General features: G+C 58.7%; 11 protein-coding genes. 6 read left to right on the forward strand and 5 right to left on the reverse strand.

Going from position 1 to position 12,969, the window contains the following annotated elements; all coding sequences use genetic code 11:
- Nucleotides 1-243: 243 nt before the first annotated feature.
- A complete protein-coding gene (locus BZL43_RS11975) occupies nucleotides 244-1,881 on the forward strand; it encodes a S8 family serine peptidase (protein WP_168185086.1) in 1,638 nt (545 codons plus the stop codon).
- Nucleotides 1,882-1,943: 62 nt separating this feature from the next.
- Here the strand turns inward: BZL43_RS11975 and BZL43_RS11980 are convergent, their stop codons facing one another.
- The 4 genes from BZL43_RS11980 to BZL43_RS11995 all read right to left on the reverse strand — a co-directional run bounded on the left by BZL43_RS11980 (nucleotide 1,944) and on the right by BZL43_RS11995 (nucleotide 6,106).
- Complete coding sequence (locus BZL43_RS11980) at nucleotides 1,944-2,708, reverse strand: amino acid ABC transporter ATP-binding protein (protein WP_008053474.1); 765 nt, start codon at nucleotides 2,706-2,708, stop codon at nucleotides 1,944-1,946.
- Between the two features lie 11 nt (nucleotides 2,709-2,719).
- Nucleotides 2,720-3,817: an amino acid ABC transporter permease gene (locus BZL43_RS11985; RefSeq protein ID WP_095632500.1), complete on the reverse strand. Its 1,098-nt coding sequence runs from the start codon at nucleotides 3,815-3,817 to the stop codon at nucleotides 2,720-2,722.
- A 10-nt stretch (nucleotides 3,818-3,827) separates the two neighbouring features.
- Nucleotides 3,828-5,009 carry an amino acid ABC transporter permease gene (locus tag BZL43_RS11990; RefSeq protein ID WP_095632501.1) on the reverse strand — a complete coding sequence of 394 codons (1,182 nt, stop codon included), beginning with the start codon at nucleotides 5,007-5,009 and terminating at the stop codon, nucleotides 3,828-3,830.
- A 65-nt stretch (nucleotides 5,010-5,074) separates the two neighbouring features.
- Nucleotides 5,075-6,106: an amino acid ABC transporter substrate-binding protein gene (locus tag BZL43_RS11995; protein ID WP_095632502.1), complete on the reverse strand. Its 1,032-nt coding sequence runs from the start codon at nucleotides 6,104-6,106 to the stop codon at nucleotides 5,075-5,077.
- A 469-nt stretch (nucleotides 6,107-6,575) separates the two neighbouring features.
- On the opposite strand from BZL43_RS11995, the gene BZL43_RS12000 reads away from it, so the two are divergent.
- The 5 genes from BZL43_RS12000 to BZL43_RS12020 all read left to right on the forward strand — a co-directional run bounded on the left by BZL43_RS12000 (nucleotide 6,576) and on the right by BZL43_RS12020 (nucleotide 11,911).
- Complete coding sequence (locus tag BZL43_RS12000) at nucleotides 6,576-7,232, forward strand: alpha/beta hydrolase (RefSeq protein WP_095632503.1); 657 nt, start codon at nucleotides 6,576-6,578, stop codon at nucleotides 7,230-7,232.
- 85 nt (nucleotides 7,233-7,317) lie between these two features.
- Nucleotides 7,318-8,805 carry an ATP-dependent RNA helicase RhlB gene (gene rhlB / locus BZL43_RS12005; RefSeq protein ID WP_095632504.1) on the forward strand — a complete coding sequence of 496 codons (1,488 nt, stop codon included), beginning with the start codon at nucleotides 7,318-7,320 and terminating at the stop codon, nucleotides 8,803-8,805.
- Between the two features lie 138 nt (nucleotides 8,806-8,943).
- A complete protein-coding gene (locus BZL43_RS12010; RefSeq protein ID WP_177409328.1) occupies nucleotides 8,944-9,891 on the forward strand; it encodes an ornithine cyclodeaminase family protein in 948 nt (315 codons plus the stop codon).
- 152 nt (nucleotides 9,892-10,043) lie between these two features.
- A complete protein-coding gene (locus BZL43_RS12015; protein ID WP_095632506.1) occupies nucleotides 10,044-11,171 on the forward strand; it encodes an FAD-binding oxidoreductase in 1,128 nt (375 codons plus the stop codon).
- A gap of 98 nt (nucleotides 11,172-11,269) precedes the next feature.
- Nucleotides 11,270-11,911 carry a transcriptional regulator gene (locus BZL43_RS12020; protein ID WP_095632507.1) on the forward strand — a complete coding sequence of 214 codons (642 nt, stop codon included), beginning with the start codon at nucleotides 11,270-11,272 and terminating at the stop codon, nucleotides 11,909-11,911.
- A 131-nt stretch (nucleotides 11,912-12,042) separates the two neighbouring features.
- Here BZL43_RS12020 and BZL43_RS12025 read toward each other — a convergent pair whose 3' ends face one another.
- Complete coding sequence (locus tag BZL43_RS12025) at nucleotides 12,043-12,819, reverse strand: ABC transporter substrate-binding protein (RefSeq protein ID WP_095632508.1); 777 nt, start codon at nucleotides 12,817-12,819, stop codon at nucleotides 12,043-12,045.
- Nucleotides 12,820-12,969: the final 150 nt, after the last annotated feature.

Consider the following 12,969-nt stretch of genomic DNA (forward strand, 5'->3'; position numbering starts at 1 on the left):
ATCATAGGATGAATTTTCTGACATGTTAGTCAGCTTCTACCAATCAGACAACCTCCGCTCATCTACACGGTCCAACAGCGACAAAAGCGTAAAGCCTACAAATTGAATCGCAAAATCCCTTTATATCCAGAGAGATTTCCCACCTAGCCGACAAGAATGTACCGACATCCCTCGCCGGCAAGGAACTCCAGACTTCGGACATTGATTTGCGGGTGTTTTCGCTCGTCACTTGTCCAAAGGGAAATGGAAAAACTCATGGTAGAAGTAAATTTCGGCAGACGGCACAGCCGCCCACTTGTCTTGGAGAAAAATCGGCAACTGCTGGCCGTACGCAGTCACGCAGGAAAACAGCTGGCACAGGCTTTGTGTTGCGAAACGGCCTACTCGGCGCTTGAGGGCAGCGAACTGCTTTTGCATGTCGAGGACGCCGACGTTCAGGTGTTCAAACTGCCGCAGGATTCGGACGTTTCACGATGCAAGGCTTTGCTGCGCGGGTTGTCGGACGTACGTTTCGTCGGCAGCGTGCTGGTGGATCCTCACACTCAAGAACCCGTTCTCTACACCGAGAACATTTTCTTGAAGTTTATTGATCCCCTCTCCACCACGCAGTGCCTGGCCATACTCGATGAGTTGGGCCTTAGGATCAAACAACAGGTGCCCTACGCGCTGAATGCCTTCTTCGTTCATCATCCGGACGTCCAGGGCGCCGATGTGTGCGCACTGACCTGTGAATGGCTCAAACGAGATGACATCGAGTACTGCCACCCGGAAATGCTCCGCCAAGGGAAACGCCGGGCGATACACGCCAATCAATGGCACCTGAAGAAAACTACTGTGACCTATCAAGTCGAAATCGACGCCAGCGCCAACGTCGAAGCCGCCCATGACCTCGCGTTAGGGGAAGGGATTGTAATTGCAGTCATCGATGATGCCTTTGATATCGACCATCCCGAGTTCGCGGGAGAAGGCAAAATCATTGCAGCGCAAAACTTTGATCGGCGTAACGCCAAGCAAGGCCCACGCCCGAAAAATGCGTTTGAACGCCACGGCACTGCCGCCGCCGGTGTCGCTTGTGCCAATGGTGAAGCGGGAGCCAGCGGCGTTGCCCCCCGAGCCAGTCTGATGCCGTTGAAACTCACCAAACCCTTGGGCGCGCGTGCGGAAGCCGACGCTTTTTTCTGGGCCGCCGATCAGGGCGCCGACATTATTTCCTGCAGCTGGGGGCCGGCCGAAGGCCATTGGGCCGATCCCACCGACTCTCGTCACACGAATGTGTTCCCGCTGGCCGCCAGCACCCGCCTGGCCATCGAGTACGCGGCAACCAAGGGCCGTAATGGAAAAGGCTGCCTCATATTCTTTGGTGCCGGCAATGGTAACGAGCGTGTGGATAACGATGGGTATGCCAGCCATCCCATGGTGATTGCTGTTGGCGCCTGCAATGACCAGAGCCGGCGCAGTGCCTACAGCGACTTTGGCAAGGCACTCTGGTGCTGCTTTCCCAGCGGCGACCAATCGCACCCGGATCCGAAGTTCAAGCCCGCCACGTCAAACGTGCAAACCCGCGGAATTCGCACGACGGACCTGAGCGGCAAGTTCGGCAATTCGGCCAGAGACGCCTATACCGAGCTTTTCAGCGGAACCTCCAGCGCCTGCCCTGGCGCGGCTGGTGTCGCCGCTCTGGTGCTTGGCATCAACCCGACACTGGATCGCGAAACCGTTCGACAAATCCTCGCCGATTGTTGCGACAAAATCGGCCATGCCGACGACGGGCCGCTCGGCCAATATGACCTCAACGGCCATAGCCATTACTACGGCCATGGACGCCTCAATGCACTTCGCGCAGTGCGCCTTGCACTGCAAAGACGAGAGGCAAAAGATTAAATCGGTTCCATAAAAAAGCCCCGCTGTCTGCGGGGCTCTTAGTAACGCTATCGCTCAACCAATCAATGCAGAATCTGACTCAGGAACAGCTTCGTCCGCTCGTTCTGCGGGTTGTCGAAGAAGTCGTTCGGCGCAGCCTGTTCGACGATTTCACCTTTGTCCATGAAGATCACGCGATTGGCCACGGTACGGGCGAAGCCCATTTCGTGGGTTACGCAAAGCATGGTCATGCCGTCTTCGGCCAGGCCGATCATGGTGTCCAGTACCTCTTTCACCATCTCGGGGTCGAGGGCCGACGTCGGTTCGTCGAACAGCATGATTTTCGGTTTCATGCACAGCGCACGGGCAATCGCCACGCGCTGTTGCTGACCGCCGGACAATTGCCCCGGGTACTTATGCGCCTGCTCCGGAATGCGTACGCGCTCCAGGTAATGCATGGCGATTTCCTCGGCCTTGCGCTTGGGCATCTTGCGTACCCACATCGGCGCCAGGGTGCAGTTCTGCAGAATGGTCAGGTGCGGGAACAGGTTGAAGTGCTGGAACACCATGCCGACTTCACGGCGGATCGCTTCGATCTGCTTGAGGTCGTTGGTCAGCTCCACGCCATCGACCACGATGCGGCCCTGCTGGTGTTCTTCCAGACGATTGAGGCAACGGATGGTGGTGGATTTGCCGGAACCCGACGGGCCGCACAGGACGATACGCTCGCCCTGCTTGACGTTCAGGTTGATGTCTTTCAACACGTGGAACTGGCCGTACCACTTGTTCACGCCCTGCATCTGAATAATGCCTTCAGGGCTCACAGGCTGTTTGATCGCTTCACTCATAAACTACGCTCCTAACGCTTGTGGCCAGTGTCCAGCTTACGTTCCAAATGCATGGAGTAGCGGGACATACCAAAACAGAAAATCCAGAACACCAGGGCCGCGAATACATAGCCTTCAGTGGCCATGCCCAGCCATTTCGGGTCGGCGGCGGCTTGCTTGACGCTGTTGAGCAGGTCGAACAGGCCGATGATGATCACCAGGCTCGTGTCCTTGAACAGCGCAATGAAGGTATTGACGATGCCCGGGATTACCAGCTTCAGGGCTTGCGGCAGAATCACCAGGCCCATGCTGCGCCAGTAGCCGAGCCCCATCGCTGCAGCCGCTTCGTACTGACCTTTGGGAATCGCTTGCAGACCGCCACGCACCACTTCAGCGATGTAGGCCGACTGGAACAGGATCACACCGATGAGCGCACGCAGCAGTTTGTCGAAGTTCATGCCTTCGGGCAGGAACAACGGCAACATCACCGAAGACATGAACAGCACGGTGATCAACGGCACGCCGCGCCAGAACTCGATGAAGGTCACGCAGACCACGCGAATCGCCGGCATGTTCGAACGCCGGCCCAGGGCCAGCACAATTCCCAGCGGCAATGCGCCGACGATACCAACGGTGGCGATCACCAGAGTCAGCATCAGGCCGCCCCATTGGCTGGTCGCCACTTCGGTCAGACCGAACCAGCCACCGTGCAACAGGACGTAGGCAATGATCGGATAGAGCACCAGAAAGCTCAGGCCGTAGATGGCCTTGTGTGGAACGCGTGCGACGAACAACGGCGCCACGCCAATCACCGCCAGCCACACGGTCAGGTCTACGCGCCAGCGCAGGTCCGTCGGGTAATAACCGTACATGAACTGGCCGAAGCGCTGCTGGATGAACACCCAGCAGGCGCCCTCCTTGGTGCAATCGGCGCGGGTGGTACCGACCCAGTTGGCGTCGAGAATCGCCCAGCTCACGATAGGCGGAACTATCAGGTAAATCAGATAGAACGCGAACAGCGTCAGCAGGGTGTTGATCCAGCTGGAGAACATGTGCGCCCGCATCCACGCCACGACCCCGATGCTGCTGCTCGGTGGTGGCATGTCGGGTTTGAAAGTATGAGTCGTCATGCGCTTTTCCTTACCGCTCGATCAGCGCAATGCGCTTGTTGTACCAGTTCATCAGCAGGGAGATGCTGATACTGATCGCCAGGTACACGCTCATGGTGATGGCAATGACTTCGATCGCCTGCCCGGTCTGGTTCAGCACCGTACCGGCAAACAACGACACCATCTCCGGATAACCGATACCGGCCGCCAGCGAGGAGTTTTTCGCCAGGTTCAGGTATTGGCTGGTCAGCGGTGGAATGATCACGCGTAGGGCTTGCGGGATGATCACCTTGCGCAGGGTCGGACCATTGCGCAAACCCAGCGAGTGAGCCGCTTCGGTCTGGCCGTGACTGACGGACTTGATGCCCGAACGCACGATTTCAGCGATGAACGCCGCGGTGTACACCGTCAAGGCCAGGGTCAGCGCCAGCAGTTCCGGGATCAGCACCCAGCCACCGACGAAGTTGAAGCCCTTGAGCTCTGGCATTTCCCAGTGCAGGGGCGCGCCGAAGATCAAGACACACAGCGCAGGGATCACCAGGAACAGCGCCAGGCCTGCCCAGAATTTGTGAAAGGGCTCGCCGGTGGCTTCGAAGCGTTTGGTCGCCCAGCGGCTCATCAGCACGATGGCCACGATAGCCACGACGATGCTCGCCACAAACGGCCAGAAACCATCCGCCGCCAACGCTGCGGGCATGTTCAGGCCGCGGCTGCTGACGAAGAAGGTGTCGCCGAAGTTATGGCTGTTGCGTGGCCCTGGCATGGTCAGGAACACCGCGAAGTACCAGAACAGGATTTGCAACAGCGGTGGAATGTTACGGAAGACCTCTACATAGACCGTCGCCAGCTTGGCAATAATCCAGTTCTTCGACAGCCGTGCCACACCGACGATGAAACCGAGGATCGTCGCCAGGATTACACCGATAAAGGTGACCAGCAGGGTGTTGAGCAAACCGATGACAAACACACGGGCATAGCTGTCCGATTCGGTGTAGTCGATCAAGTGCTGAGCGATACCGAAACCGGCGCTGCGCTCAAGAAAGTCGAAACCCGAGGTAATGCCCCGGTGCTGAAGGTTGGTTTGCGTGTTATCGAACAGAAACCAGCCTAGCGAGACCACCGCCACAATGGTAATGATCTGGAATACCCACGCACGCACTCGTGGATCGCTGAGGCTGAGCCTCTGCTTAGGTGCGCCGATTGAATTTTGCATGAAGTGCCCCGCAAATAATGGAACAGAACATCACCCGGTGGTTGGCCCACCGGGTGATAGAACCATCAGCGCACTGGTGGTGCGTATTGAATGCCGCCAGCGTTCCACAGAGCGTTCAGCCCGCGGTCGATTTCCAGCGGAGTTTTCTTGCCGAGGTTCTTCTCGAACACTTCGCCGTAGTTACCGACTTGTTTGACGATCTGGACCACCCAGTCTTTCTTCACTTTCAAGTCTTTGCCGTATTCACCGTCCGAGCCCAGCAGACGAGCGACGTCCGGGTTCTTGGTGGATTTGGCTTCAGCTTCGACGTTCGCCGAAGTGACGCCTGCTTCTTCGGCGTTGAGCATGGCGTAACCGGTCCAGCGCACGATGGCCAGCCACTCGTCGTCGCCGTTACGCACGACCGGGCCCAGCGGCTCTTTGGAGATGGTTTCCGGCAGCACCACGTAGTCCTTCGGCGAGGCCAGCTTGCTGCGCTGGGCGAACAATTGGGACTTGTCGGAAGTCAGCACATCGCAACGACCGGATTCCAGCGACTTGGCGCTTTCATCAGAGGTGTCGAAAGTGATCGGGGTGTATTTCAGACCATTGCCGCGGAAGTAGTCGGAAACGTTCAGCTCGGTGGTGGTACCGGCCTGGATGCAGATGGTCGCGCCATCCAGCTCTTTGGCGCTCTTGACGCCCAGCTTGTTGTTTACCAGGAAGCCGATGCCGTCGTAGTAAGTGATGAAGCCAGGAAACTTCAGGCCCATGCCCGCGTCACGGGAACTGGTCATGGTGGTGTTGCGCGACAGGATGTCGATTTCACCGGACTGCAGCGCGGTGAAACGCTCTTTGGCGTTCAACTGGCTGAATTTGACCTTGGTCGCGTCGCCGAATACGGCGGCGGCTACAGCGCGACAGAAGTCAGCATCGATACCGACGATCTTGCCAGTGGCGTCCGGAACCGAGAAACCCGGCAGACCGTCACTCACACCACACTGCACGAAACCTTTCTTTTGCACTGCATCCAGGGTTGCACCCGCCTGAGCGAACCCACTGACACCGAGCACTGCGGCTGCAGTCACGATGGCCAGGGTGGATTTCATTAACTTCATTCAAACCTCCAGTTTTGCTCTTGTTGTGTCGGAGCTTGAGCCCTGTCGCACCCTTATGAGGCGTTATTGACCCAATGTTGGCTTTTTTTAGGGTCAACCGACGCAGGACCGTCGCCATGAGTCTAGTAGGAGAAAACCCGCGTTCCGGATAACTCCCTTCTCACCAATCGGCCGAACGGGCGGTAGCCCTTTCACGTTCGCGAAGCCCGTAGCGGCCACTGGCGAACATCCATCACCGGATTCTTTGCTATCCCATGACAAGCCATACACTGATAGTGTTACCGCAAGGCATGAGATTGGTTGCACAGGCTTCCCCATAGCAAAGCCCGTACCAGACCGCTCGCTAAAGCGATTCAGCGCAAGATCAATAGCAAAACTTTCAACCTTGCGACATCTTCTTAACTGATCAACCCATTGCGCACTCGAACCTCGCACTTCTTGAGAGCGCACGCACAACAATGGAGCAGACATGACCGAGCCCCTGATTCTTCAACCCGTCAAGCCCGCAGACGCCTGCGTAATCTGGCTGCACGGGCTGGGTGCCGACCGCTACGACTTTTTGCCGGTAGCCGAAGCGCTACAGGAAAAACTGCTCAGCACCCGTTTCGTTTTGCCCCAGGCCCCGACTCGTGCCGTCACCATTAATGCCGGCTACCAGATGCCCAGCTGGTACGACATAGTGGCCATGAGCCCGGCCCGCGCGATCGACCGCGAGCAGCTGGAAGCGTCCGCGCAACGTGTCGTTGATTTGATCGAAGAGCAGAAGGCCAGCGGAATAGACGCCTCGCGGATCTTTCTCGCTGGTTTTTCCCAAGGCGGCGCAGTGGTACTACACACAGCCTTTTTGAAATGGCAGGGACCGCTGGGTGGCGTACTTGCTCTCTCGACTTATGCCCCGACCTTCAGCGATGAACTCGAGCTTTCCGCCAGCCAGCAACGCATTCCGGTGCTGTCGTTGCATGGTCAGTACGATGAGGTGGTGCAAAACGCCATGGGCCGGACCGCCTACGAATACCTAAAGCACCATGGTGTCACCGTGACATGGCAGGAATACCCAATGGGCCACGAAGTGTTACCCGAAGAAATTCGTGACATCGGTGTCTGGCTCGCCGAGCGTTTGCGTTAAAAGCGACCCATTGATCCATCCCACTACGCCGCGCCCGATTCTTGCATTACACTGGCCGGCGTATATTCCTTAACCAATTGATGAGATGACCGTGCTCAAAGCACTCAAGAAAATGTTCGGTAAAAGCGAGACTGAGCAGCTCGCGCCAGTCTCCAGCGCTCCTTCTCACACTCCCAGCCACCGCACCGACGGTAATCAGCCTGGCCGGACCGCAACCGTAGCCGCACCGAAACACGAACCGGTGACCACACCGACCGCTCCCGCCGTCAAGCCCATCGCCTCTGAGCCGCCGCGCAGCGAAGCCCCGAAACCGCCAAAACCGCGTCGCGAACCCAAGCCAAAAGCGCCGGTTATTCCCTGGAAACTCGAAGATTTCGTCGTCGAACCCCAGGAAGGCAAAACCCGCTTCCACGATTTCAAACTCGCCCCCGAACTGATGCATGCCATTCAGGACCTGGGCTTTCCGTACTGCACGCCGATCCAGGCGCAAGTGCTTGGCTTCACCCTCGCGGGCAAAGACGCCATCGGTCGCGCCCAGACCGGCACCGGCAAAACCGCCGCGTTCCTGATTTCGATCATCACCCAGTTGCTGCAGACCCCGCCGCCCAAAGAACGCTACATGGGTGAACCGCGGGCACTGATCATCGCCCCGACCCGGGAACTGGTGGTGCAGATCGCCAAGGACGCAGCCGACCTGACCAAATACACCGGCCTCAACGTCATGACGTTTGTCGGCGGCATGGATTTCGACAAGCAGCTCAAGCAGCTCGAAGCCCGTCACTGCGACATCCTCGTGGCCACTCCGGGCCGCTTGCTCGACTTCAACCAGCGTGGCGACGTGCACCTGGACATGGTCGAAGTCATGGTGCTGGACGAAGCCGACCGGATGCTCGACATGGGTTTCATCCCACAAGTGCGTCAGATCATTCGCCAGACCCCGCCAAAGAACGAGCGTCAGACGCTGCTGTTCTCCGCGACCTTCACCGATGACGTGATGAACCTCGCCAAGCAATGGACCACCGACCCCTCGATCGTCGAGATCGAAGCGCAGAACGTGGCCAGCGAAAACGTCGAGCAACACATCTACGCGGTGGCCGGAGCCGACAAATACAAACTGCTCTACAACCTGGTCAACGATAACGGCTGGGAGCGGGTGATGGTCTTCGCCAACCGCAAGGACGAGGTGCGGCGCATCGAAGAACGCCTGGTGCGCGATGGCGTCAACGCGGCGCAACTGTCTGGCGATGTGCCGCAGCACAAGCGCATCAAGACCCTCGAAGGTTTCCGCGAAGGCAAGATCCGCGTGCTGGTGGCCACCGATGTGGCCGGTCGCGGTATTCACATCGACGGCATCAGCCACGTGATCAACTTCACTTTGCCGGAAGTCCCGGACGACTACGTGCACCGCATCGGTCGTACCGGCCGTGCCGGCGCCGATGGCGTGTCCATTAGCTTTGCCGGTGAAGACGACTCCTACCAGCTACCGTCCATCGAGGCGTTGCTGGGTCGCAAGATCAGTTGTGAAACGCCACCGACGCATCTGCTGCGGGCGGTTGAGCGCAAGCGCCCGTAACCCGGGCCTTCAGAAAGAGGCGCAGCCGGAAACGGACTGCGCTTTTTTTTCGTCCGGCTTTTTCAACAGGTGCTTGATCAAGACAACTAAAAGTCCATAATGGACAAATTAGTTTACTTTCAGCGCCCGGAGCCGACCATGCCCAGCACGCCTTACGTGATCACCCAACCCCAGGCCCGTGAATTGCTGGCGCACGTTGATGTGCCGCGGATCCTGCGCAAGCTGTTCCGCGACCTGGCTACCGGGCAAGCCGTGCAACCGGCGCAACAGTTGGTGGAATTCCCGAAGGGTGCCGGAGACTTCATCAACTACCTGGGTGTACTGGCCGAAGATGGCGTATATGGCGTCAAGACCTCGCCCTACATCGTGCGCGAGCAGGGCCCGCTGGTGACCGCCTGGACGCTGCTGATGTCGATGCAGACCGGCCAGCCGCTGCTGCTTTGCGATGCCGGTGAATTGACCACCGCACGCACCGCCGCGACAACGGCGGTGGCGGTCGATGCCCTCGCCCCGCTGAAGGCCCGGCGACTGGCGATTATCGGCAGCGGTAAAGTGGCCCAGGCGCACCTGCACTACGTCAAGGGCCTGCGGGACTGGCAAAGCATCAGCCTCTACTCGCCGAGCCTGAGGGGCAAGAATCCGGAAGCGTTGGCACAGCTCAAAAGTCTCGATCCACGGCTGACCCTCGCCAACCGTTGCGAAACCGCGATTGAAGACGCCGACGTGATCATGCTCTGCACCTCATCCGCCGGCCCGGTGCTCGACCCGTCAATCTTGAGCAAGCCGGCGCTGATCACCTCCATCAGCACCAACGCCCCACGCGCCCATGAGGTGCCGCCGCAGAGCCTCAATGACATGCAGGTGTTCTGTGACTATCGTCAGACCACGCCAGGCTCGGCCGGCGAGATGCTGATCGCCGGCGAACAGTATGGCTGGGACAAGCGCTCGATTGTCGGCGACCTGCCCGATTTGCTCAGCGAACACGTACAGCGGCCCGAATACGATCGCCCGGTGTTCTTCCGCTCCATCGGCCTGGGCCTGGAAGACATCGCACTGGCCAATGCCCTTTACCAATTACAGCGCTAACACCACAACCCCCTGTAGGAGCTGCCGAAGGCTGCGATCTTTTGATCTTGCCTTTAAAAAGCAAAATCAAAAGATCGCAGCCTCGTTTCACTCGTCAGCTCCTACAGGGGAAATTCACACTTTCGGCATTTGCGCCCCCACAGGAGACGTTCATGAGCCAGGCAGACTTCATCATCATCGGCGGCGGGATTGCCGGCGCTTCCACCGGTTTCTGGCTGTCCCGGCACGGGCGGGTGATTGTGCTCGAACGCGAATCCCATCCGGCCTATCACTCCACCGGACGCTCGGCGGCGCTGTTCACCGCCGCCTATGGCACACCGCAGGTTCGGGCATTGACCCAAGCCAGCCGCGATTTCTTCGACGCGCCACCGCCCGGTTTCTGCGAACACCCGCTGCTGACCCCGCGTGGCGAGATGACTGTCGATTTCACCGGCGATCCGGCCGAGTTGAGCAATCAATACCTGAGCGCCAAAGCCACGGTGCCGCAAATGCAATGGCTCAGCGCCGACGAAGCCTGTGCGCGTCTGCCGATCCTGCGGCGGGAAAAAGTCCACGGCGCGATCTACGACCCGACCGCCAGCGACATCGATACCGACGCCCTGCATCAGGGTTATCTGCGCGGTATCCGCCGCAATAAAGGTGAGGTTCATACCGACAGCGAAGTGCTGAGCCTGAGCCGGGATGCCGAAGGGCAATGGCAGGTTCAAACCGACACTCAGACCTTCAGCGCGCCGATCATCATCAACGCCGCCGGTGCCTGGGCCGACAAGATTGGCGAACTGGCCGGCGCCCGACCTCTGGGCGTGCAGCCCAAGCGCCGGGCAGCCTTTATCTTTGCCGGCCCCGAGGGCCTGGATATCCACGACTGGCCAATGCTGGTCAGCCTCGATGAATCCTTCTACATGAAGCCCGACGCTGGGATGTTCCTCGGCTCACCGGCCAACGCCGACCCGGTGGAACCGCACGACGTGCAGCCCGAAGAACTGGACATCGCCATGGGCATCTACCAGATCGAAGAAGCCACCACCCTGACCATCCGCCGCCCGACCCGCACCTGGGCCGGCCTGCGCAGTTTCGTGCGCGACGGCGATTTGCTGTCCGGCTTCGATCAGCAGGTGCCAGGGCTGTTCTGGGTCGCGGCGCAAGGCGGCTACGGCATCCAGACGTCACCAGCCATGGGCCAGGCAAGCGCAGCATTGGTACGCGGCGAAGCCTTGCCCGAGCAGCTCACCCGTTTCGGCCTGGACGCCGAGATGCTCTCCCCCGCCCGCCTGAGCTGACGCTGATCCTGCCCCCTGAGGTGACGTGTCCACACGATTGCGGCAAACTTCCAGTGCCCCTTTTAACGGGGCGCTGACGCTGCCTGGAGTTGCACTGTATGAACGCACCTGAAAAAGACTCGGCCCTGGACGCTACGTCCATGGACAACTTCCGCGCGATTGCCGATGCGATCGCCACGTTGTTCTTCCCTCACGCCGAGGTGGTGCTGCACGACCTGCGCACGCAGAAGGTCGATTACATCGCCAACAACCTGTCCAAACGGGAAATCGGCGACGACTCGTCGCTGGAAGACATGCTCAGCGACGACGTCAGCGAACGAAACATCGGGCCGTACGAAAAGCTCAACTGGGACGGCCAGAAAATTCGCAGTCTCAGCAGCGTGCTGCGCGACAGCGAAGGGCGTCCACTGGCGGTGCTGTGCATCAACCTGAATATTTCGTTGTTCGAAAACGCGAAAGCGGCGCTGGATTTGTTCCTGTCGCCGACCAAGCTGATCCCGCAACCGGACTCACTGTTTCGCGATGACTGGCAGGAGCGGATCAACACCTTTCTCCACACCTGGCTGCGCGAGCGCCAGCTGAGCCTGAACGTGCTGACCCGCGACCACAAACGCGAACTGGTGCTGGCGCTGCACGCCGAAGGTGCCTTCAAAGGCAAAAGCGCCTCCAACTATGTGGCCAATGTGCTGAACATGGGGCGGGCGACGGTGTACAAGCATTTGAAGGAATTGAAGGGCTGAGCCCTGAGATCCTGGTCGATTGAAAGGGCCCCTTCGCGGGCAAGCCTCGCTCCTACAGGTTTCGCATCGTTCACCCGATTTGTGAACAACGTTGGACCGTAGGAGCGAGGCTTGCCCGCGAAAGCGATTGTTCAGTCGCCGTAGATATCCGACTTGAAATACTTCTGCGAGATCTTCTGGTATTCGCCGCTGGCGCGAATGTCGTCGATCGCCTTGTTCAGGTCCGCCACCAATTGCGTGTTGCCCTTGCGCACCGCAATCCCGGCGCCCTCACCCACGTATTTGGGGTCTTTCAATTCCGGCCCGACAAACGCATAGCCCTTGCCACGCGGCATCGCCAGGAAGTCACTCAACGGAATGGTGTCGGCAAAAATCGCATCGAGACGACCGGCGGCCAGGTCCATGTAGATTTCTTCGTTGTTGCTGTAGCGCTTGACGTTGATGCCCTTCGGTTCAAAAACTTCGGTGGCATAACGGTCGGTGGTAGTGGCGCGCTGCACGCCGATATTCTTGCCCTTGAGGCTGGCGTACTGGTCATCCACCACTGCGCCGTCCTTCATCACCAGACGCGATGAAGTGAAGTAATACTTGTGACTGAAGTCCACTGATTTCTTGCGGTCTTCATTGATGGTCATCGACGACAGGGCCATGTCGATTTTCTTCACTTTCAGGGAAGGAATCAGACCATCGAACTCGCCTTCGACCCACTCACACTTGACCTTCATCTGTGCGCACAGGGCATTGCCGATTTCGTAGTCGAAACCGACGATCTTGCCTTCCTGGGTTTTGGACGCGAACGGCGGATAAGCCGCTTCGATGCCGATGCGCAGGGTTTTCTCGGCGGCAAACACGCTACTGCACGCCAACAGGCTCAGGGCCAGACCGGTGATGAGGGGGAATTTCTTCATATTCGTTCTCTCGCGGGTTGTTGTTGGTTTGGCAAGACAGAAGAAAAAATTGAAACGGAGCACGCTTTTTTGTACTTGGAATTCCATACTGGACTTTTATGTATTTTCCGTCAATCAGGCAAGCAGCCTCATACCCCTCCTCCGGTCGGG

Origin of the sequence: Pseudomonas sp. PICF141 (genome assembly GCF_002286815.1) — a bacterium.
Classification (GTDB): domain Bacteria; phylum Pseudomonadota; class Gammaproteobacteria; order Pseudomonadales; family Pseudomonadaceae; genus Aquipseudomonas.